This window comes from Streptomyces sp. NPDC018031, assembly GCF_044327625.1.
Lineage (GTDB): Bacteria > Actinomycetota > Actinomycetes > Streptomycetales > Streptomycetaceae > Streptomyces.
On the sequence record NZ_JBIRFT010000005.1, the window covers coordinates 447595 to 471071 of the forward strand.

A 23477-nucleotide genomic window follows, 5' to 3' on the forward strand; every position below is an offset into this window, starting at 1 on the left:
TCCATTCAGTTCATCGTTTCGGAATCACATCCGTCCCATCCATATCCGGGCGCACTTGAGCCTCCGTGGAGTCCGGATCGCCGCGCCGCGTCCCGCTCCGCCGCCGGGCCCGCTGATACGCCGGGATTTCAGGGATTTCTCTAATCCGCACCGGCCCGCGTTGACCACGCGGTGACGCGCTGGCTTCACTGGGCGTTCGGGCCCGTCACACGGTGTGACGTTCCCGAATCCACCGTTCAGGCCGGGGGGTTCGGAGCGACCGGACAGTCAGTCGGGTTTCGTCGGACATCCAACCCGTGCCCGCGATCATCCGGGCACCAGCCAGGGGGCTCCCATGCATGGATCCGTTTCGCCGGACGGCGACTCCGTCGCCGTGACCGGAGTGGCGCGCCGTACGCCGGAACGGGAGGGAACCGGCCCGGCCGGCGGGCCCGGCGGTCCGGGGCCGTTCGCCGGTCTCCCGGGCGCCGCACCGGCCGCCGGACAGCTTCCCGTCCTCCAGGCGGCATGGGCCGCGGTCGAGGACGCGGGCCTGGCGCCGGACCGGCCGACCGGCCCGGTCGGGCTGTTCGCCGCCGGTCCCGACGCCGCCCGGATCGAGCCGCTGACCCGGCTGTTCGGCACCGCCGGACCCCGCTGGACCGGGCCGGACCCGGTGGCCGCGGCGGTCTCCGGCCTGCGGAACGGGGACTGCCGCCTCGCGCTGGTGATCGCCACCGACACCGCCGGGGCGGTGGCGGCGGTGCTCACCACGGCCGGCGCCGACGGATTCGGCTACCCGGTGGACGTCACCGGGGAGGCTGGCCGGGACGTCCGGCACCTGGTCGACGCGGCGCTCCGGCAGGGCCGGCCGGACGCCCCCACCGAAGCCCCCACCGAAGCCCCCGCCGAAGCCCCCACCGAAGCCCCCGCCGAAGCCCCCACCGACGGTGCCGCGGTGCCGTTGCCGCTGTCCGCGCACAGCGCGGAGGCGCTGCGCGCCAAGACGCACGAGCTGCGGGCCCACCTCGACGCACACCCCGGCCAGGCGCTGGCGGACGTGGCCTTCTCGCTGGCCACGACCCGGGCGGCGCATCCCCACCGGGCCGTGGTCGTCGCCCGGGACCGGGAAGGGGCCGCGGAGAGCCTGGACCGGCTGGCCGGCGGTACGGCGGACGCGCGGGTGGCCGGCGGCGTCGCGGGCGACCGGGGCCGGATCGCCTTCGTGTGCCCGGGCCACGGCCCGCAGTGGCCGGGCATGGCCGGTGAGCTGTTCGAGGCGTTCCCGGTGTTCGCCGAGGAGCTGACGGCATGCGCGCGGGCGCTCGCCCCACACGTGGAGTGGCCGGTGCCGGAGGTGCTGCGCGGCGCCTCCGGCGGCCCCGCGCTGGGCCGGCCGGAGGTGGCCCAGCCCGCCCTGTGGGCCACCACGGTGGCGCTGGCGGCGCTGTGGCGGTCCTTCGGCGTGGTCCCGGACGCGGTGATCGGGTCCAGCGCGGGGGAGATCACCGCCGCCACCGTGGCCGGCGCGCTGTCCCGGGACGACGGCGCCCGGGCGGTCGCCGCGTTCAGCCAGGCGCAGGTACCGCTGCTGGGCCGGGGGGTGATGCTGTCCGTGCTGGCACCCGCCGAGGAGGTACGCCCCTACCTGGCGCGCTTCGACGGCGAGCTGGAACTGACCGCCCGCTACGCCCCCCGCTCGGTCGTCGTCTCCGGCACCCCCGGGGCGGCGACGGCCCTCGCCGCCGACCTCGCCGCCGACGGGGTGCGCACCTGGCGGATCTCGCTGGGCCTGGCCGGGCACAGCCGTCAGATCGACCCGGTCCTCGACCGGCTCCGGGACGAGCTGGCATTCCTGCGGCCGCGCCCGGCGCCGGTGGCCTACTACTCGGCGACCACCGGCGGCCGGCTCGACCCGGCCGGCCTGACGGCGGACTACTGGTGCCGCGTCATGCGCAGCACGGTGGAGTTCGAGCGGGCCACCCGGGCTCTGCTGGCCGACGGGCACGGGGTGCTGCTGGAGGTCAGCCCGCACCCGGTGCTCACCCACACCGTGGCGGAGACCGCGGACTCGGCGGGGGCCGAGGCGCTGGTGACCGGTACGCTGCGCCGCTACCAGGGCGGTCCGCAGCGGCTGTTCACCGCGCTCGGCGAGCTGTACGCCGGGGGCGTGGAACCGGACTGGCCGGCGGTGTTCGCGGGCCGCGGTGCGCGCCGGGTGCCGCTGCCCACCTACCCCTTCCACGCCGCCGACGACGCCCCCGCGGACGCCGGGGCGGCCGACCGCGCGGACGGCGCCGGCGCCGCCGGATCACCGCTGGAGCGGCTGGCCGGGGCCGGCCCGGAGGAGCGGCGCGAGGCGCTGCTGGCGCTGGTCGGTGAGCAGTTGGCCGTGGTGCTCGGGCCGGACGCGCCGTCGGCGGTCGACGAGTGGACGCCGCTGTCCGAGCAGGGCCTGGACTCGGTGGGCGCGACGGAGCTGCGCAACCTGCTGAACGCGGCCACCGGCCTGGACCTGCCGGTGACGCTGGTGTTCGACCACCCCACCACGGCGGCTCTCACCGACCGGCTCGACCGCGCGGTCACCGGTCGGGACACCGAAGACCCGGGAGCGGCGGGGCCGGTGGCGCCCGCCCTGCTGCGGGACGGCGCCGACGAGCCGATCGCCGTGGTGGCGATGAGCTGCCGGCTGCCGGGCGGGGTGCACAGCCCGGAGGAGCTGTGGGAGCTGCTGACCGCCGGTGGTGAGGCGTACGAGCCGTTCCCGGCCGACCGGGGCTGGGCCGTCGACGAGCTGTACGACCCGGACCCGGGCGTGGCGGGCCGCCACTACCAGCGGGAGGCCGGGTTCCTACGGGACGCCGGCCGGTTCGACGCCTCGTTCTTCGGCATCTCCCCCCGGGAGGCGCTGGCGATGGACCCGCAGCAGCGGGTCCTGCTGGAGATCTCCTGGGAGGCCCTGGAGCGGGCCGGCATCGACCCGCGGACGCTGCGCGGGACCCCCGCCGGGGTGTTCGTCGGCGCGATCGCCCAGGACTACGGCCCCCGGCTGCACCAGGCGCCCAAGGACCTGGAAGGGCACCTGCTGACCGGCACCACCGCGAGCGTGGCCTCCGGCCGGATCTCCTACACCCTGGGGCTGACCGGCCCGGCCGTGACGGTGGACACCGCCTGCTCGTCGTCGCTGGTCGCGCTGCACCTGGCGTGCCAGGCGCTGTCCCGCGGGGAGTGCTCGGTGGCGCTGGCCGGCGGTGTCACGGTGCTCTCCTCCCCGGGGCTGTTCGTGGAGTTCAGCCGCCAGCGGGCGCTGGCGCCCGACGGCCGGTGCAAGGCGTTCTCGGCCGGCGCCGACGGGTTCGGCATCGCCGAGGGCGCCGGCATGGTGGTGGTGGAGCGGCTGTCCGACGCGCGCCGCCAGGGTCACCCGGTCCTGGCGGTGATCCGGGGCAGCGCGGTGAACCAGGACGGTGCCTCCAACGGGCTCACCGCGCCCAGCGGACCCTCCCAGCGGGCCCTGATCGCGCAGGCCCTGGCGGCCGCCGGGCTCTCCGCGGCGCAGATCGACGCCGTCGAGGCGCATGGCACCGGCACCCCGCTGGGCGACCCGATCGAGGCCGGGGCGCTGATCGAGGCGTACGGCCGGCACCGGGTGGACGGACGGCCGCTGTGGCTGGGGTCGCTGAAGTCGAACATCGGCCACACGCAGGCCGCGGCGGGCATCGCCGGGGTCATCAAGACCGTACTCGCGCTCCGGCACGGCCTGCTGCCCCGGACCCTGCACGCGGACCGGCCCTCGCCGCACATCGACTGGACCGCGGGCACCGTGGAACTGCTCACCGAGCCCCGCCCGTGGCCCGCGACCGGGTCGCCCCGGCGGGCCGCGGTGTCCTCCTTCGGCGTCAGCGGCACCAATGCCCACGCGATCCTGGAGCAGGCGCCGGCCGAGCCCGCCCCCGACGCGGCGGAACCCCGGACGCCGGACCCCGCCGGGGAGCCCGGGCCGGTCGCCGGAGTGGTGCCCTGGGTGCTGTCGGCGAAGAGCGAGCCGGCGCTGCGCGCCCAGGCGCGTCAGCTGCGCGCGCTGCTGCTGGCCCGGCCGGAGGACGGCCCCGAGGACGCGGTGCGGCCGGCAGCCGACTCCGAGAACGCGGCGGGGAGGGCTGCCGACTCCGAGGACGCGGTGCGGCCGGAAGCCGGGCCGGAGGACGCGGCGGGGTGGGCAGCCGGCTCCGACGACGCGCTCCGGCCGCTGCTGGACGTCGGGCACTCGCTGCTGACCTCCCGGTCCCTGTTCGACCACCGTGCGGTGGTGATCGGCGCCGACCGGGACGCCCTGCTCGGCGGTCTCACCGCGCTGGCCGGCGGCGCGGAGTCCGAGCGGGTGGTCACCGGCCGGGCCGGCGGCGGCAGCGTCCGGAAGGTGGTGTTCGTCTTCCCCGGCCAGGGCTCGCAGTGGCTCGGCATGGGAGCCGGCCTGTGGGACGCCGACCCGGTGTTCCGCACCGCCCTGCAGGAGTGCGCGGACGCGCTGGAACCGCACGTCGACTGGCCGGTGGTGGAGGTGGTGTGCGGTACCGCCGGCCCCGCGCTGCTGGAGCGGGTGGACGTGGTGCAGCCGGCGCTGTGGGCGGTGATGGTGTCGCTGGCCGCCGTGTGGCGGTCGAGGGGGGTGCGCCCGGCGGCGGTGGTGGGCCACAGCCAGGGCGAGATCGCCGCCGCCTGCGTGGCGGGTGCCCTGGCGCTGCCGGACGCCGCCCGCGCGGTGGCGCTGCGTTCCCGCGCGCTCACCGCGCTGTCCGGCACCGGCGGCATGGTGTCGCTGGCCCTGCCGGCCGCCCGGGTGCGCGAGCGGCTGGCCGGCTGGGAGGGCCGCATCCAGGTGGCCGCGGTGAACGGCCCGGGGTCGGTGGTGGTCGCCGGCGACCGCGACGCGCTGGCCGAACTCGTCGAGTCATGCGCGGCCGACGAGGTGAGCACCTGGTGGCTGCCGGTGGACTACGCCTCGCACTCGGCGCATGTGGAACGGGTGCGGGAGGACCTGCTGGCGGCGCTGGCGCCGGTCCGGCCCCGGCCGGTCACGGTGCCCATGGTGTCGACCGTCACCGGCGAGTACCTCACCGGCACGGAACTGGACGCCGGCTACTGGTACCGGAACCTGCGCGAGACGGTGGAGTTCGACACCGTGGTCTCCGGCCTGGTGACCGCCGGGCACCGGGCGTTCGTCGAGGTCAGCCCGCACCCGGTGCTCACCGTGGGGGTGCGGGAACTCGCCGAGGCGGTCACCACCGACGCCATCGTGGTGGGCACCCTCCGCCGGGACGAGGGCGGCCCCGGCCGGCTGACGGCCTCCCTGGCGCAGGCCTTCGTCGACGGCGTCCCGGTGGACTGGAGCGGGAGCTGCCCCGGCGGCAGGCGGGTGGACCTGCCCACCTACCCGTTCCAGGGCCGGCGGTACTGGATCGAACCGGCCGAGCCGGCCACCCGGGCCGCCGGACCGTCCGACCGCACCGAGGACACCGCCTTCTGGTCCGCCGTCGAACGGCACGACCTCGCGACGGTGAGCCGGGCGCTGGACGTCGACGGCGACATCCCGCTGGCCACGCTGCTGCCCAAGCTCGCCGACTGGCGGCAGCGGCGGCGGGAGGAGTCGGCGATCGACGCCTGGCGGCACCGCGTCACCTGGCACCCCTTCGACGTCCCTGCCGCGCCCGGCCTCACCGGCCACTGGCTGCTGGTGCTCCCCGCGGAGCCGTCCGGGCACCCGTGGGCCGGGGCCGCCGCGGCGGCGCTGCGCGACCACGGAGCCGAGGTGACCACCGTGGAGTGCGGCGCCCCGGACCGCGCGGCGCTCGCCGACCGGCTCCGTGCGGCGGCGGGCACCGGCGCGGCACCCGCCGGGGTGCTGTCGCTGCTGGCGCTCGACGAGCGCGGCGAGGCCGGGTTCCCCGGCGTACCTCGGGGACTGTCCGGCACCCTCGCGCTGGTCGGCGCGCTCGGCGACGCGGGGATCGGCGCGCCGCTGTGGCTGGCCACCCGAGGTGCCGTCACCACCGGCCGTGCCGACCCGCCGGACAGCCCCGCCCAGGCACCGGTGTGGGGCCTGGGGCTGGCGGCCGGGCTGGAACACCCGGACCGCTGGGGCGGCCTGGTCGACCTGCCCCGGACCGCGGACCACCGGGCCGCGGCGCGACTGGCCGCGGTGCTCACCGCCCCCGGGGCCGAGGACCAGCTCGCCGTCCGCCCCTCCGGGGTCTCGGTACGCCGGATCACCCCCGCCCCCGCGGCCCCGGCCGGTGACACCCCCCGCTGGCGGCCGCGCGGCACCGTACTGATCACCGGCGGTACCGGCGCGCTGGGCGGCCATGTCGCCCGCTGGCTCGCCCGGGAGGGCGCCGAGCACCTCGTCCTGGCCGGCCGGCGCGGTCCCGACACACCCGGCGCGGCGGAACTGGCGGCCGAACTCACCGGGCTCGGTGCCGAGGTGAGCGTGGTGGCCTGCGACACCGGCGACCGCGCCGCGCTGGCCGCGCTGGTGGCCCGCCTGGACGCCGAGGGCACCCCCGTCCGCTCGGTGTTCCACGCGGCCGGCACCACCACGTCTACGCCCCTGGCCGGCACCGGCACCGCGGAACTCGCCGCCGTGCTCGCCGCGAAGGCCACCGGCGCCGCGCACCTGGACGAACTGCTGGCGGGGCGCGACCTCGACGCGTTCGTACTGTTCTCCTCCGCGTCCGCGGTCTGGGGCGGCAGCGGCCTGGGCGCCTACAGCGCGGCCAACGCGTTCCTCGACGCCCTCGCCGAGCACCGCCGGGCCCGCGGCCTGCCCGCCCTCTCCATCGCCTGGGGCATGTGGGACGGCGCAGGCATGTCCGGGGGCGGGACCGGCGAGCGGCTGCGCCGCAACGGCCTGCGGCCACTCGACCCCGCCCGCGCCGTCGCGGCCCTCGCCGCCGCCCTGGGCCGGGACGAGACCACGGCCGCCGTGGTCGACGTCGACTGGCCGCGGTTCGCCGCCGGTTACACCGCCACCCGCCCCCGACCACTCCTCGACGGCATTCCCGAGGTGGCGCGGCTGACCGCCGACGCCGCGCCGGAACCCGCCCCGGCGGGACCCGGCGGCCCCGGCGCCGCACTGGCCGCGCGGCTGGCCACGCTGCCCGAGGCCGAACAGCACCGGACGCTGCTGACGGAGGTCCGCACCCACGCCGCGGCCGCCCTGGGACAGCCGGGCCCGGACGACATCCCCGCCGACCGGCCCTTCCGCGAGCTGGGCTTCGACTCCCTCATCGCGGTCGAGGCCCGCAACCGGCTCAACGAGGCCACCGGACTGCGGCTGCCCACCACCGTGGTGTTCGACCACCCCACCGCCCAGGCGCTCGCCCGGCACCTGCACAGCACCCTGCTGGGCACCTCGCCGGACCGGCCGGAGCCCGCCGCGGCCGGCGGCGCGGCCGCGGACGACGAGCCGATCGCCGTGGTCGCCATGGCCTGCCGCTACCCCGGCGGGGTACACGGCCCGGAGGACCTGTGGGACCTGGTGGCCGCCGAGCGAGACGCCATCGGCCCCTTCCCCACCGACCGGGGCTGGGACCTGGACCGGGTGTACGAGCCGGGCGCCGAAGCGGCCGGCCGCAGCACCACCCGGGAGGGCGGCTTCCTGCCCGGCGCCGCCGACTTCGACGCCGACTTCTTCGGCATCTCGCCCCGCGAGGCACTCGCCATGGACCCCCAGCAGCGCCAGATCCTGGAACTGTCCTGGGAGGCGTTCGAGCGCGCCGGCATCGACCCCGGGTCGCTCCGGGAAAGCCCGACCGCGGTGTTCGTCGGCGCCGCGGCACAGGGCTACGGCGGCCCGCTGGAGCACGCCCCGCGGGGGACCGAGGGCTACCGGTTCCTCGGCGACGCCCCCAGCGTGCTCTCCGGCCGGGTGGCCTACGTACTGGGGCTGCGCGGACCGGCGCTGACGGTCGACACGGCCTGCTCCTCCTCCCTGGTCGCCATCCACCTGGCGTGCGCCGCGCTGCGGCGCGGCGAGTGCTCCATGGCGCTGGCCGGCGGCGCCGCGGTGATGGTCGAACCCACCTCGTTCTCCGAGTTCAGCCGGCAGGGCGGGCTGGCGCGGGACGGACGGTGCAAGCCGTTCGCGGAGGCGGCCGACGGCACCGGCTGGGGCGAGGGCGCCGGGCTGGTGGTGCTGGAGCGGCTGTCCGACGCACGCCGCAACGGGCACCCCGTCCTGGCGGTCGTCCGGGCCACCGCGATGAACCAGGACGGCGCGTCCAACGGCCTCACCGCGCCCAGCGGTCCGGCCCAGGAACGCGTCATCCGCCAGGCGCTCGGCAACGCCGGGCTCGGCCCCGCGGACGTGGACGCGGTGGAGGCGCACGGCACCGGGACCACCCTCGGCGACCCGATCGAGGCCCGGGCCCTGCTGGCGACCTACGGGCAGGACCGGCCGGCGGACCGGCCGCTGTGGCTGGGATCGCTGAAGTCGAACATCGGCCACACCCAGTGGGCCGCCGGGATCGGCGGCGTCATCAAGATGGTGCAGGCCCTGCGGCACGGCACGCTGCCGAAGACCCTGCACGTGGACCGGCCGTCCTCGCACGTGGACTGGGACGCGGGCGCGGTCCGCCTGCTCACCGAGGCACGCCCGTGGCCGGAGGCGGACCGGCCGCGGCGCGCCGCGGTCTCCTCCTTCGGCGTCAGCGGCACCAACGCCCACGCCATCCTCGAACAGGCCCCGGAGCCCGCCGGACCCGAGCCCGCGGCGGCGGCGCCGGACACCCCGGCCGAGGCCGCACCGGTCGCCTGGGCGCTGACCGCGCGGACCGCCACCGCGCTGCGGGAGCAGGCGGCCCGGCTGCACGCCGCGGTGGCCGGCCGGCCCGGACCGGACTGCGCGGACGTCGCCTACTCGCTGGCCACCGGCCGCGCCGCGCTGGAACACCGCGCGGTGGTCGTCGGCGCGGACCGGGGCGAACTGCTGGCGGCGGTCGGCGCGATCGCGGACGGCCGGGACCTCGCGGGCATCCCCGGGGTGCGGCACGGCACCGCCGCCGACGGGAAGGTCGCCGTGCTGTTCTCCGGCCCGCACCTGGGCGAGGGACTCCGGCTCCCGGGCCGGGCCCGCGAACCGTACGAGCGCCACCCGGCCTTCGCCGACGCCCTGGACGAGGTGTGCGCACACCTCGAACCGCACCTCGGCCTCCCGCTCCGGGAGGTGCTGACCGGCGACGACGGCGAAGAGCCGGCCGACCCCGGCCACGCCCAGGCTGCACTGTTCGCCTTCCAGGTCGCGCTGCTGCGGCTGTGGGAGTCCTGGGGCCTGCGGCCGGACGCGGTGGCCGGCCACTCGGTCGGCGAACTGACCGCGGTGCACGCGGCCGGGGCGCTCTCGCTCGCCGACGCGAGCGCCCTGGTGGCCGCCCGGGCCGCGCTCGTGCGGGCGCTGCCGCGGGGCGGGGCGGCGGTCGCGGTCGCGGCCACCGAGGAGGAGGCCGCCGGATGGCTCTCCGACCGGGTGGCCGTCGCCTCCGTCGACGGGCCCGGCTCGCTGGTGCTGCACGGCTCCGAGGCCGAGGTGCTCGCCGCCGCGGCCCACTTCCAGCGGCAGGGACGGAAGGTGCGGCGGCTGCCCGGCGACCACCTGCTCGCGCCGCCGTCCGGGGCCGCGGCGGCGGAGTTCCGGGGCGTGGTGGCGGCCACGGCGTTCGGCCCGCTGCGGATTCCGGTGATCTCCACGGTGACCGGCCGCCCGGCCGGCCCGGACGAGCTCGGCTCGCCGGACCACTGGGTGGCGCAGGCAGCGGGGACCGTGCGGTTCGCCGACGCGGTCGCCGCGCTGCGCGCCCAGGACATCACCACGCTGCTGGAGATCGGCCCCGGCGACACCCTGACCGTGCCGGGCCGCCGGTGCGCGCCGGACGCCGTGTTCGTGCCCGCGCTCGGCACCGGACAGCCGGACGGGGGCGCGGCGCTCACCGGCGCCGCGGCCCTGCTGTTCGCGCGGGGCGTGCCGCTGGACTGGCCCGCGTTCCTGGCCGGGCGGCCCGCCCGGCGGGTCGACCTGCCCACCTACGCCTTCCAGCACGAGCGCTACTGGCTGGCCTCCGCGGCCCCCGGCGCGCCCGACCGGGCCGCGGCCGGCCTCGGGCTGACGGCCACCGGCCACCCGATGCTCGGCGCGGTGATCACCGGGCCGGAGCCGGACTCCGTCCTCTTCACCGGGCGGCTGTCGGTGGGTGCCCAGCCCTGGCTGGCCGACCACGTGGTGGGCGGCCGTGCGGTGTTCCCCGGCACCGGCTTCGTCGAACTCGCCCTGTACGCCGCCCAGCACTGCGGCCTGACCCAGGTCGAGGAACTCACCCTGCGGGTGCCGCTGGTGCTGCCCCCGGCCGGCGGGGTCCGACTGCGGGTCACGGCCGGGCCCGGGAGCGACGGCCGACGTTCGCTGGACGTCCACGCGCGGCCCGAGGACGCGGACCCGGACGCGCCCTGGACCCACCACGCGAGCGGCACTCTGGCGCCGGGCGGCGACCGGCCGGTGGAACTCACCGGCTGGCCGCCGCGGGGCGCGGTCCCGCTCGACACCGACGGGATGTACGACCGGGCCGCCGAACTGGGCTACACCTACGGCCCCGCGTTCCGGGCGGTGCGGGCCGCCTGGCGGGTCGGCGACGACGTCTGCGCCGAGGTCGCCCTGCCGGGCGACGCGGACGCCGGCACCGCGTTCGCGCTGCACCCGGCGCTGCTGGACGCCGCCCTGCACGCGCCCGTGCTGCACGCCATGGAAGAGAGCGGCGGCGGGCCCGTGCTGCCGCTCAACTGGTCCGGGGTGCGGCTGTACGCCCGCGGCGGCGCGGCCCTGCGGGTGCGCTGGTCGGCGACCGGACCGGACACCATGACCCTGGCCGTCGCCGACGACCGGGGCCGGCCGGTGGCCTCGGTCGACGCACTGGCGATGCGGCCGGCCGACCTGAGCCGGCTCGGCGGACCGGACGAGGTGGTGGCGCAGGCGCTGTTCGAACTGGAGTGGACGCCGGCCGCCGACACCCCGGGCACGCCGGCCGTGGAACCCCTCGCCGTGCTCGGCGACGACGCCTGCGGCCTCGACGGCGCGGGCCTGGCCGTGGAGCTGAGGGCCGGCCTGGACGACGGCCCGGCCGCGCCCGGGGAGCTGATCGCCCCCTGTCCGGTGCGGTGCGACGGGCGGAGCGCCGCGGACACCGCCGCGGCGGTCCGCGCGGCCACCGGCTGGGCGCTGGACCTGGCGCAGCGCTGGTCGGCCGGCGAACGCCCGGCGCCCGGCCGGCTGGTGGTCCTCACCCACGGCGCGGTGCACACCGGCACCCCCGACCCGGCGCAGGCCGCCGTGTGGGGGCTGGTGAGCTCGGCGCAGTCCGAGCACCCCGAGCGCTTCGTCCTGGTCGACCTCGACGCGGACCCGGCGTCCCGTCAGGCGCTGCCCGCCGCGCTCGCCACCGGGGAGCCGCGGATCGCGCTGCGGTCCGGCGCCGTGTCGGTGCCCCGGCTGGCCCGGGCGGCGCACCGACCGGCCCTGACGGTGCCGCCGGACACCCGCACCTGGCGGCTGGACGCCGAACGGAAGGGCTCACCGGACGGGCTCGCGCTCGTCGCCCACCCGGCGGCCGCCCGCCCGCTGGCGCCCGGCGAGGTACGGATCGACGTGCACGCGGTCGGCGTGAACTTCCTGGACGTGCTCATCACCCTGGACGCCGGCCCGGCCGGCTACGAACTGGGCTCCGAGGTGGCCGGCGTGGTCACCGAGGTCGGCGCCGGGGTCATCGGGGCGGCGGTGGGCGACCGGGTGATGGGGCTCGTCCTCGGCGCCCTGGGCCCGGTCGCGGTGGCCGACCACCGGATGGTCGTCCGGGTGCCGCACGGCTGGTCGTTCGTGCAGGCCGCCTCGGCACCGGCGGCTTTCCTGACCGCGTACTACGCGCTGACCGACCTGGCCCGGCTGCGGGCCGGCGAATCGGTGCTGGTGCACGCGGCGGCGGGCGGCGTCGGGATGGCGGCCGTGCAGCTCGCCCGGCACCGGGGCGCCGAGGTCTTCGCCACGGCCAGTCCCGGCAAGTGGCACGCGGTCCGCGCCTCGGGGGTGCCCGGTACGCACCTGGCGTCCTCCCGCGACCTGGAGTTCGCGGACCGGTTCGCCGCCGTCACCGACGGGCGGGGCGTCGACGTGGTGCTGAACTCCCTGGTCCGCGAGTACATCGACGCGTCGCTGCGGCTGCTGCCGCGCGGCGGCCGGTTCGTGGAGATGGGCAAGAGCGACCTCCGCGACCCCGGCGAGCTGGCCGCCGGCCACCCGGGGGTCGAGTACGAGACCTTCGACCTGGCCCGGCCCGGTCCGGACCGGATCCAGGAGATGCTGACCGAGCTGGTGGCGCTGTTCGACAGCGGCGCGCTGCGGCCGCTGCCGACCCGCACCTGGGATCTGCGGCGCGCCCCCGACGCGTTCCGCTTCTTCAGCCAGGCCCGGCACATCGGCAAGCTGGTGCTCACCGTGCCCGCCGCGTTCGACCCCGAGCACGCGGTGCTGGTCACCGGCGGCCTGGGCACGCTCGGCCGGGCGCTCGCCCGCCATCTGGCGACCCGCTGGCGGGCGCGTCACCTGGTGCTCACCGCCCGGCGCGGCCCGGCCACCGAGGGGGCGGACGCGCTCCAGGACGAACTGCGCGCCCTGGGCGCGGAGGTCACGGTGGCGGCGTGCGACGTCTCCGACCGGGACGCGGTGGCCAAGCTGCTGGCCTCCCTGGACCGCCCGCTGGGCGTGGTGGTCCACGCGGCCGCGGTGCTGGACGACGGGGTGCTCGACGCGCAGACCCCGCAGCGGCTCGACACGGTGATCGCGCCGAAGGTGGACGGCGCACTGCACCTGGACGAGCTGACCCGCGGGGCGCCGCTGTCGGCGTTCGTGGCGTTCTCCTCGGTGGCCGGGGTGCTGGGCGGCGCCGGGCAGGCCGGTTACGCCGCGGCGAACACCGCCCTGGACGCGCTCGTCCAGCGCCGCCGGGCGGCCGGGCTGCCGGGGGTGTCCCTGGCGTGGGGCCTGTGGGCCGAGGAGAGCGGGCTGACCGCCGCCCTCGGGAGCACCGACCATGCCCGGCTGTCCCGGTCCGGGATCGCCGCGCTGTCCACCGAGGACGCGCTCGCGCTGTTCGACGCGGCGCTCGCGGACGGCCGGGAACTGCTGGCACCGGTGCGGCTGGACCACGCGGCACTGCGCGACCAGGCCGCGGCGGGCACCCGGCACCCGCTGCTGCGGGCCCTGGTCCGGCCGGCCGCCGTCCCCGCCGCGCGCCGCCCCGCCGAGGCGACCGCCGCCGCACCGTCCGGGACGCTGCCGGAGCGGCTCGCGGCGCTGCCCGACGACGAGCGCGACCAGCTGGTCCTGGACGTGGTGTCCACCCAGATCGCCCAGGTGCTCGGCCACGCCACCACCGAGCGGATCGCCCCGGAGCGGGCGCTGAAGGATCTCGGCTTCGATTCGCTGACCGTGATCGAGCTGCGCAACCGGCTCAACGCCGCGACCGGCCTGCGGCTGCCCGCCACCTTGGCGTTCGACCATCCGACGGCCGCCGCGATCGCCCGGTTCGTGCTCGCCCGCTTCCCGCTGGACCGGCCCGATCCGGGCGCGGAGGTCCTCGCCGGGATCGAGCGGCTGGAGGCGGCCGTGCTCGGCCTCGCCAAGGACCCCGCCGCCGGCACCGCCGCCGACCGGGTCGACGCCCGGCTGCGCACCCTGCTGGCCCGGTGGGGCGGGGCGCGTGACGGCAGGCCCGAACCCGACGCCGAGCGCGACCTCAGCACCGCGTCCGACCGCGAACTGTTCGAGCTCCTCGACGAGGAGCTCGAAAGCCAGGACCCCGACCAGTGAACCGCCCCGCACAGATCAGGAAGTGACTTTCAGATGGAGAACGAGGCGAAGCTCCGCAGCTACCTCAAGCGGGCCGGCACCGACCTGCGCACCGCGCGGCGACGGCTGCGCGAGGTCGAGGAACGGGACCGCGAGCCGATCGCGATCATCGGGATGAGCTGCCGGTTCCCGGGCGATGTCGGCACCCCGGAGGAGCTGTGGCAGCTGCTGGTCGACGGCCGGGACGCGGTGACGGACTTCCCCACCGACCGCGACTGGGACCTGGACGCGCTCTTCCACCCGGACCCCGACCACCCCGGCACCTCGTACACCCGGCAGGGCGGGTTCCTGCGCGGCGCGGCCGACTTCGACGCGGAGTTCTTCGGTATCCCGCCCCGTGAGGCGACGGCCATGGACCCGCAGCAGCGGCTGCTGCTGGAGACCTCCTGGGAGGCCTGCGAGCGGGCCGGGATCGACCTGACCCGGGCCCGGGGCAGCCGCACCGGGGTGTTCCTCAGCGTCATCTACAACGACTACGCGAGCCGGCTGCCGCAGGTGCCCAAGGACTTCGAGGGCTACCTCTTCAACGGCAGCTCCGGCAGCGTGGCGTCGGGCCGCATCTCCTACACCTTCGGCCTGACGGGCCCGGCCGTCACGGTGGACACCGCGTGTTCGTCGTCGCTGGTGGCACTGCACCTGGCCTGCCAGTCACTGCGCCGCTCGGAGTGCTCGCTCGCCCTCACCGGCGGCGCCACCTTCCTGTCCACCCCATGGGCGTTCGTCGCCTCCAGCCGGCAGCGCGTGTCGGCCCCGGACGGCCGCTGCAAGCCGTTCGCGGAGGCCGCCGACGGCGCCGGCTGGAGCGAGGGCGCCGGCATGCTCGTCCTGGAGCGGCTGTCCGACGCGCTCGCGGGCGGCCACCCGGTGCTCGCGGTGATCCGGGGCAGCGCGGTCAACCAGGACGGCGCCTCCAACGGCCTGACCGCGCCGAACGGCCCCTCGCAGGTGGCGGTCATCGGCCAGGCGCTGGAGGCGGCCCAGCTGTCCCCGGCGGACGTGGACGCGGTGGAGGCGCACGGCACCGGTACCACCCTGGGCGATCCCATCGAGGCGCAGGCGCTGATCGAGGCGTACGGCCAGGACCGGCCGGCCGGCCGGCCGCTGTGGCTGGGGTCGCTGAAGTCGAACATCGGGCACGCCCAGGCGGCGGCCGGGATCGGCGGCGTGATCAAGATGGTGCTGGCGATGCGGCACGGCCGGCTGCCCAGGACGCTGCACGTGGACCGGCCCTCGACCCATGTGGACTGGTCCTCGGGGGCGGTGGAACTGCTCACCGAGGCCCGGCCGTGGCCGGAGACCGGCGCGCCGCGGCGCGCCGGGGTCTCCTCCTTCGGCATCAGCGGCACCAACGCCCACGTCGTCCTGGAGCAGGCGCCGCCGGCCGAGGATCCCGCCGGGGAGACCGCCGCCGAACCCGCCGGCTCGGCCCCGGTGCCCTGGGTGCTGTCCGGCCGCACCGCGGCCGCGCTGCGGGACCAGGCCCGGCGGTTGCACGCCCACCTGTCGGCCGGGCCCGATCCGGAGGCGGCCGAGGTGGGCCGGACGCTGCTCACCGGCCGGACCGCCTGGGACCACCGGGCGGCCGTGGTCGCCGACGACCGGGACGGGCTGCTCGACGGGGTGGCCGCGCTGGCCCGTGACGAACCCGGGTCGTGCGACAAGGCGTCGGTGGTCCGGGGCGTGGCGACGGCGGGTGCGAAGGTCGCGTTCGTCTTCCCCGGCCAGGGCGCCCAGTGGGCCGGGATGGCACGGGAACTGTCGGCGACCGAGCCGGTGTTCGCCGCCCGGCTGGAGGAGTGCGCCGCCGCGCTGGCCCCGCACACCGACTGGTCCCTGCCGGACGTGGTGCGCTGCGCCCCCGGTGCCCCCGGGCTGGACCGGGTGGACGTGGTGCAGCCGGCGCTGTGGGCGGTCATGGTGTCGCTGGCGGAGGTGTGGCGCGCGCACGGGGTCACCCCCACGGCGGTGGTCGGCCACTCCCAGGGCGAGATCGCCGCGGCCTGCGTGGCGGGGGCGCTGTCACTGGCGGACGGGGCGCGGATCGTGGCCCTGCGCTCACGGGCGCTGCGGGCGCTGGCCGGGCGCGGTGGCATGGTGTCGATGGTGACCTCGGTGGCGGACGCGGCACAGCGGATCGCCCCGTGGGGCGAGCGGCTGTCCATCGCCGCCGTCAACGGCCCCAGCACGGTGGCCGTGTCCGGGGAGGTCGAGGCGCTGGAGGCACTGGTCTCCGCGGCCACCGCGGACGGGGTCCGCGCGGTGCTGCTGCCGGTCGACTACGCCTCCCACTCCCCGCAGGTGGCCGCCGTGGAGGCCGAGCTGACCGAGGCGCTGGCCGGGATCCGGCCGTGCGCCGCCCGGGTGCCGTTCTACTCCTCGCTCACCGGTGAACTGCTCGACACCACCGCGCTGGACGCCGGCTACTGGTACCGCAACCTGCGGTACACCGTGGAGTTCGAACGCGCGGTGCGGGCCGTGACCGCCGCGGGCCACCAGGTGTTCGTGGAGGTCAGCCCGCACCCGGTGCTGACCATGCCGGTACAGGAGACGCTGCGCGACACCGGCGGCGTCGCCCTGGGCACCCTGCGCCGCGACGACGGCGGCCTGCGCCGGCTCCACACCGCCCTGGCCGAGGCGTACGTCCACGGCGCACCGGTGACCTGGCCGGCGGCGGCCCGGCCCGGCCGCCCCGCCGACCTGCCCACCTACCCCTTCCAGCGGCAGCGCTACTGGCTGTCCGCCCCCCGCACCCCGGCCGGCGACCGGGCCGTCGCCGAGCTGGGGCTCACCGCCACCGGCCACCCGATGCTCGGCGCGACCGTGGAACTCGCCGACGGACAGGGCCTGGTGGCCACCACCCGGCTGTCGCTCGCCGCGCACCCGTGGCTCGCCGACCACGTGGTCGGCGGCGTGGTGCTGCTGCCGGGCACCGCGTTCGTGGAACTGGCCCTGGCGGCCGGTGCGCCCGCCGGGTGCGACGAGCTGGAGGAGCTGACCATCACCGCCCCGCTGCCGCTGCCCGAGCGCGGCGGGGTGCGGCTCCGGGTGACCCTGGGGGAGGACGACGGGTCCGGCCGCCGCACGGTGGGCTTCGACGCCGCCCCGGAGCAGGCCACCGGCCCCGAGGACCCGGACGGCACCGCCGGGTGGACCCCCTGGACCCGGCACGCCTCCGGTGTCCTCGCCACCACCGGCGGCACCGCGCCCCGGGCCGCCTTCCCGGCCTGGCCACCGGCCGGCGCCGAACCCCTCCCGGTGGACGGGGCGTACGAGGCCATGGCCGGGGCCGGATTCCCGTACGGGCCCGCGTTCCAGGGCCTGCGGGCCGCCTGGCGGCACGGCGACGCGGTGTACGCCGAGGTCGGACTCGCGCCGGAACAGCAGTCCGAGGCCGGCGCCTACGGAGTGCACCCGGCGCTGCTGGACGCCGCGCTGCACGCCGTCGGCCTCGGCTGGCTGGACGGCTCCACCGAGGAGACCGGCACCGGACGGGCCCGGCTCCCGTTCTCCTGGCGCGGGGTGCGCCGGCACGCCGTCGGCGCCGCGGTCGGCCGGGTGCGGCTGGCCCAGGCGGGGCCGGACTCGGTCGCCGTGGAACTGGCGGACGTGCAGGGCGAACCGATCGCCACCGTGGAGTCACTGGTGCTGCGGGCGGTCGACGTCGACCGGCTGGACCCGGGCCGGACCGGCGCCGGCGGGCCGCTGTTGCGGCTGGACTGGGTTCCGCGGCCGGCCCGGACCGTCCCCGAGGGGCGTCGTCTCCTCCTCGGCCAGGACGACCTGGACCTGAGCGCGGTGTTCGCCGCCGCGGGGGTGAAGGCGGAGCGCTGCCGCGACCTCGACGACGCCGCCGGCGCCATCGCGGAGGCGAGGGCCGGGGTACCCACCGTGGTCCTGGCGTCCTTCGGCGCCGAGGACGCCGACGCGGGTCCGTCCGACCGGCCCGCCGCGGCCCGGGAGGCCGTTCACCGGGCCCTGCGCCTGGTGCAGGACTGGCTCGCCGACGAGCGGTTCGGCGACGCCCGGCTGGTCCTGGTGACCCGGGGCGCGGTGGCGGCCGGCCCCGCGGAGGACGTCACCGACCTCGCGCACGCCGCCGTGTGGGGGCTGCTGCGGTCCGCGCAGTCCGAACACCCCGGCCGGTTCGCCCTGGTCGACCTCGACCGGTCGGACGCCTCGTACGCGGTGCTGGCGGGGGTGTCGGCCGACCGCGAGCCGCAGCTGGCGCTGCGCCAGGGCGAGGTGCGGGTGCCCCGGCTGGCCCGCACCGGGCCGGCGGACGAGCAGACCGGGGCGGAGCGCCCGGCGTTCCGGCCGGGCGGCACCGTGCTGCTCACCGGGGGCACCGGAACCCTCGGCGGACACCTGGCCCGGCACCTGGTGGCCGCGCACGGAGTGGACCGGCTGCTGCTGGTCAGCCGCGGCGGTCCGGCGGCGGCCGGAGCCGAGGAGCTGCGCGCCGAACTGACCGGCCTCGGGGCCGAGGTGACGCTGGCCGCCTGCGACGTGGCCGACCCGTCGGCGCTGGCCGGGCTGCTGGCCGCGGTACCCGCCGAGCACCCGCTGACCGCGGTCGTGCACGCCGCCGGGGTGCTCGACGACGGGGTGGTCGAATCCCTCGACCCCGAGCGCGTGGACCGGGTGCTGCGCGCGAAGGTGGACGCCGCCTGGCATCTGCACGAGCTGACACGGGAGTCGGACCTGTCGGCGTTCGTGCTCTTCTCGTCCATGGCGGGCACGCTCGGCAGTCCCGGCCAGGGCAACTACGCGGCCGCCAACGCGTTCCTGGACGGGCTCGCCCAGCACCGCCGGGCGCTCGGCCTGCCCGGGCAGTCCCTCGTCTGGGGTCTGTGGGAGCAGCCCAGCGCGATGACCGGTGCGATGACCGGGGCCGATGTGGCACGGGCGGCCCGGCTGGGCGTCGACCCGCTGTCCGTGCCGGAGGGGCTGGCCCTGTTCGACCGGGCGCTGGCCGCGGCCCCGGCGGTGGTGGCGCCGGTGCGGCTGAACATGGCCGCGCTGCGTGCCCGGGCCGGAACCGTGCCCCGGGTGCTGAGCGGACTGGTCCGGCCACCGGCGAAGCGGGCCGCCGCGACGGCGAGCGCGGTCCCGGCGGCCCGAGCGGACTCCGCGACGGCCGCCGCCGACCTGGCCGCCCGGCTGGCGGGGCTGGGGGAGGAGGAGCAGGAGGGCGTACTGCTGGAGTTGCTCCGCGAGCTGGCGGCCGCCGTCCTCGGCCATCCGTCACCGGACGCGCTGGCCGCGACCGACGCCATGCCGAAGTGGGGCTTCGACTCGCTGACCGCCCTGGAACTGCGCAACCGCCTCTGCCAGGCCACCGGTCTGCGGCTGCCGACCACCCTCATCTTCGACCACGCCTCCAGCGCGGGCCTGTGCCGCCATCTGCGCACCGAACTCGCGGTGGGCGGGGAGCGGCAGGAGCAGGCCGCGCCGGCCACCGCCCCGGCGTCGGACGACACCATCAGCGTGCTGTACCGGCAGGGCTTCCGGCTGCGCCGCTACGACGAGAGCCTGCACATGCTGCGTGCGGCCGCGGCGGTGCGGCCGATGTTCACCACCGTCGAGGAGGCGGGCGAGCCGCTGCCCCCGGTCGAGCTGACCACGGGCGACGGGATCCACCTGGTGTGTGTGCCGCCGGTGATCGCGCCGGCCAGCCCGAACTTCTTCTACCAGTTCTCGACCGTCTTCAGCGGCGAGCGGAAGGTGACGGTGCTCCGGCACCCGGGCTTCCGGCCCGGCGAGCTGATCCCGGCGACCCTCCAGCCGGCGGTGGACTTCCAGGCCGAGGCGGTGCGCCGGCTGGCCGGCGACGGCCCCTTCGCGGTGCTCGGCTACTCCTCCGGCGGCTGGATGGCGAACGCCGTCGTGGGCCGTCTGGAGGAGTGGGGGGTGCGGCCGGCCGGTCTGGTGCTGCTCGACACGTACCCGGACACCGGCAAGTTCCGTACCGTGCTGCTGGACGAGATCGTGGACCGGATGGTGCGGGCGCCCGGCGGCGAGCTGGAACTGCTGACCGGCACGCAGCTGACCGGCCAGGGCGGTTACCTGCGGGCCTTCGAGGGCTGGTCCCCGGTGGAGGTCGGCGCCCCGACGCTCCAGGTGCACGCCTGCCGCCCGCCCAGCCTCTCGGCCGAGGCCGCCGACGGCGACGCCTGGCGCTCCAAGTGGCCGTGGCCGCACGAGCTGGTGGACGTCCCGGGCGACCACTTCACGGTCATGGAGGAGCACTCCCTGACGACGGCCCAGGCCGTGCGGGACTGGCTGGTCGGTCTGGAGGCCGGGATGCCGACCGGGGGCGGCGGTGGCGCCGTGATCGCCGCTCCCCGGGAGGAGCGGCGGGAGCCGAGTCACCGGGCCTGACGCCCCGGCACGACCGGCCCGCATCCCGCCGGGAACCAGACGGGATGCGGGCCGGTGCCATGCCGGTGCCGACGCCGGTAGCGGTTCCGGCACCGGCGCGGCGCCGTTGAGCCGTCGTACCCCGACGCCGTCCACCACCGTGTACGCGGCGATCGACACCCCGGTGGCCAGCGCGGCCGCCAGCGCCGGCCGGTGCGGCCGGGCCCCGGTGCCGCGGGCTCCCCACAGGGCGACGCCGACCAGCCCGGCGGACGCGAGGGCGATCCCCCCACCTGCGGGCCGTTCGGCGTCTCGCCGACGAACAGCGCCGCCGGCACCGTCACCACCAGCGGTGCCGTGCCCCGCGCGATCGGATACATCTGCCCGAAGTCGCCGAGGATGAAGGACCGCATCAGCAGGACCTGGTAGCCGACGTGCGGCAGCGCCGACACCACGAGCCAGGGCCACGCCCCGGGACGCGGCAGCGGGCTGAAGCAGGCGAGCACCGCGCCGATGGCGGCCCCGCCCCCGGTGGTCAGCGCGAAGGCCAGGAGCCGGCCCCGCAGGGCGGGCGCGAGCGCGTTCAGCCGGCCTGCGGCACCGCCGCGAGCACCGCCGCGGCGACCGTCAGCGAGGTCACACGGCCTGTTCGCGGACGTCGGCCAGGATGCCGCGCGCGTGGTCGACCAGCGTCCGGGGCGCCATCGGGAAGACGGTGTGCGGGGTGCCGGCCGCCGCCCAGACCGTGGCGTGGGCCAGCAGCCCCCGGTCCGCGAGTACCCGCGTCTTCGTACGGTGCCCGAAGGGCGGCACACCGCCGATCGCGTACCCGGTGGCCGTCCGCACGGTGTCCGCGTCCGCGCGCCGGACCCGGTCCGCGCGCAGCTCGGCCCGCACCCGCTCGGTGTCGACCCGGGAGGCGCCGTCCAGCAGCACGACCACGGGTTCGCCGTCCGCCTCGAACACCAGTGACTTGACGATCTCGTCCAGGGCGCAGCCGATGGCCGCGGCGGCTTCGGCGGCGGTCCGGGTGGCGTCGGGGAAGCGCCGCACCTCCACCTCCAGGCCCAGCTCGCGCAGGGCTTCGGCGAAGCGCGGATGGGCGGCGGTCGAGTCCGGGACGGTCATGGGGGGACGCTACCGGCCGGTGCGGACGGCACGCGACCGGAAATTCATCCGGCCGCAACACCGGGGCGGAATTCCGTTGCCCGGACGGTGGGTTGGACGGAGGAGCCCCGTGTGCCGGGACCGGCCCGGCCACCTCGGTGAGGAGACCCACGGATGACGATCGGCATCACCCTGCCCGCAGGCGACGAACACGCGCCCAACCTCGTGACGGACCTCCTCGACCGGGTCCGGGTGGCCGCCGACGCCGGGATCGGCGCGGTGTGGTTCTCCCAGCAGCAGCACCTGGACGCGCTGTCCCTGGTCGCACTGGCCGGCCAGGCGGTCCCCGGCATCCGGCTCGGCACCTCGGTGGTACCGGTCTACCCCCGGCACCCGATCACCCTCGCGGCCCAGGTGCGCACCGCCCAGGCGGCCACCGGCAACCGGGTCCACCTGGGCCTGGGCCTGTCGGCGAAGTCGTTCGTCGAGGAGGGCTACGGAGTGCCCTTCGACCGCCCGCTCCGGCACCTCCGGGAGTACCTCACCGCACTCGGCACCCTGCTGCACGACGGGGAGATCGACTTCCAGGGCCAGACGCTGCGGGCCCGTACCGTCTTCGGGCCCGCCGTCGTCCCCGGCGCCGAGCCGCCGCCGGTCCTGGTGGCCGCGCTGGGCCCGCAGGCGCTGCGCGCCACCGCCGAACTCGCCGACGGCACACTGCCCTACCTCGCCGCGCCGAAGGCCCTCGGCGACTACCTGGTACCGACGATCAACGCCGCGGCGCAGTCGGCCGGGCGGGCCGCGCCGCGGGTGGTCGCGATCGTCCCGGCGCTGGTCACCGCCGATCCGGCGGCGCTCCGCGAGAAGGCACGGGCCGAACTCGCCTTCTACGATGGCATCCCGTCCTACCGTGCCGTCCTGGACCGGGCGGGCGTCGAGCGGGCGGGGGACGTCATGGCGCTCGGGGACGAGGAGACGGTCGCCGCGGAGCTTGCCCGGTACCGGGAGGCCGGCGCCACCGAGCTGATCGTCTCGCAGACCGGCCTGGGAACGGAGGAGGAGCGGCTGCGCACCTGGAAGCTGCTGGGCGAACTGTCCTCGGCCTGGTGACCCGGACCGGGGCGCCGCCGCCGCGACCGTGCGACGCCCCGGCAGCCGGGCGGTCACGCTACCCGGGGCCGGCCGGGCACCCCGGTCCGGCGGCCGTTGCCGCCCCCGGCTTGACCCTCCCACCGTGTCAGGGCCTGCACTGGAGCACACCATGCTCACCATCGGAGACTTCGCCAGGCACGGACGCGTATCGGTCCGCATGCTGCGCCACTACGACGCCGTCGGGCTGCTGCGCCCGGCCCGCGTCGACCCGTCCAGCGGCTACCGCTACTACGAGGCGGCGCAGCTGGCCCGGCTCAACCGCGTCATCGCCCTCAAGGACCTGGGGTTCACCCTGGAGCAGGTGCGGTCGATCCTCGACGAGGACATCGGCACCGACGAACTCCGCGGGATGCTGCGGCTGCGCCGGGCGGAACTGGAGTCGGCCGCCGCCGAGGCGGCGGCCCGGCTGGCCCGGGTCGAGGCGAGGCTCCGGTCGATCGAAAGCGAGGGCACCATGCCCACCGAGGACGTCGTCGTCACCTCCCTGCCCCCGGTCCGGCTCGCCGAGCTGACCGGTATCGCAGGCGGCTTCGAACCGCGGGACATCGGGCCGGTGGTCGGCCCGCTCTTCGCGGAAGTGTGCCGCCGGCTCGCCGCGGGCGGCGGAACCCCGGTCGGCCCGGCCCTGGCCCGCTACGAGGACGCCCCGGAACCCGGCGCGATCATCGTGCGGGCGGGGGTGCCGGTGTGCGGCGGGGACCTGCCGGGCCTGCGCGTGACCGACCTGCCCGGGGTCCCGCTGGCGGCCACGGTCATCCACCGCGGCTCGATGGACGGGGTGCTGCCCACCGCGCACGCGCTGGCCCGGTGGATCGAGGCCAACGGGTACCGCCCGGTCGGATACGCCCGCGAGGTCTCGCTGGACTGCCCGGACGACCCGGCCGGCTGGGTGACGGAGCTTCAGCAGCCCGTCACCGGGGCCTGACCGGACGGA

Annotated in this window: 5 protein-coding genes and 1 pseudogene; 4 read left to right on the plus strand and 2 right to left on the minus strand. The window is 77.3% G+C overall.

The features are described from left to right. Window positions 1-334: 334 nt before the first annotated feature. Complete coding sequence (locus tag ACH4B3_RS16445; protein WP_398463524.1) at window positions 335-13885, plus strand: SDR family NAD(P)-dependent oxidoreductase; 13551 nt, start codon at window positions 335-337, stop codon at window positions 13883-13885. Window positions 13886-13918: 33 nt separating this feature from the next. Continuing rightward, window positions 13919-20305, plus strand: coding sequence for a type I polyketide synthase (locus ACH4B3_RS16450; RefSeq protein WP_398463525.1), 6387 nt, complete (start codon window positions 13919-13921; stop codon window positions 20303-20305). A 114-nt stretch (window positions 20306-20419) separates the two neighbouring features. Here the strand turns inward: ACH4B3_RS16450 and ACH4B3_RS16455 are convergent. Together ACH4B3_RS16455 and ACH4B3_RS16460 are read right to left on the minus strand one after the other, a co-directional pair. Beyond that, window positions 20420-20924: pseudogene (locus ACH4B3_RS16455) on the minus strand (EamA family transporter); the annotation flags it as partial. Next, window positions 20921-21412: a YbaK/EbsC family protein gene (locus ACH4B3_RS16460; protein WP_398463526.1), complete on the minus strand. Its 492-nt coding sequence runs from the start codon at window positions 21410-21412 to the stop codon at window positions 20921-20923. The gene ACH4B3_RS16460 and the pseudogene ACH4B3_RS16455, both read right to left, overlap by 4 nt. A gap of 153 nt (window positions 21413-21565) precedes the next feature. Between ACH4B3_RS16460 and ACH4B3_RS16465 the strand changes: the two genes are divergently transcribed. After that, window positions 21566-22501, plus strand: a complete 936-nt coding sequence (locus tag ACH4B3_RS16465; protein WP_398463527.1) for a TIGR03564 family F420-dependent LLM class oxidoreductase — start codon at window positions 21566-21568, stop codon at window positions 22499-22501. Window positions 22502-22652: 151 nt separating this feature from the next. After that, on the plus strand, window positions 22653-23468 hold the full coding sequence (locus ACH4B3_RS16470) for a MerR family transcriptional regulator (protein WP_398463549.1): 816 nt from the start codon (window positions 22653-22655) through the stop codon (window positions 23466-23468). Window positions 23469-23477 lie beyond the last annotated feature (9 nt).

What these genes read in the sequence shown, in the direction of transcription:
- ACH4B3_RS16445 (WP_398463524.1), top strand. Translation starts at nt 335, where the DNA reads ATGCATGGATCCGTTTCGCCGGACGGCGACTCCGTCGCCGTGACCGGA.
- ACH4B3_RS16450 (WP_398463525.1), top strand. Translation starts at nt 13,919, where the DNA reads ATGGAGAACGAGGCGAAGCTCCGCAGCTACCTCAAGCGGGCCGGCACC.
- ACH4B3_RS16460 (WP_398463526.1), bottom strand. Translation starts at nt 21,412, where the DNA reads ATGACCGTCCCGGACTCGACCGCCGCCCATCCGCGCTTCGCCGAAGCC.
- ACH4B3_RS16465 (WP_398463527.1), top strand. Translation starts at nt 21,566, where the DNA reads ATGACGATCGGCATCACCCTGCCCGCAGGCGACGAACACGCGCCCAAC.
- ACH4B3_RS16470 (WP_398463549.1), top strand. Translation starts at nt 22,653, where the DNA reads ATGCTCACCATCGGAGACTTCGCCAGGCACGGACGCGTATCGGTCCGC.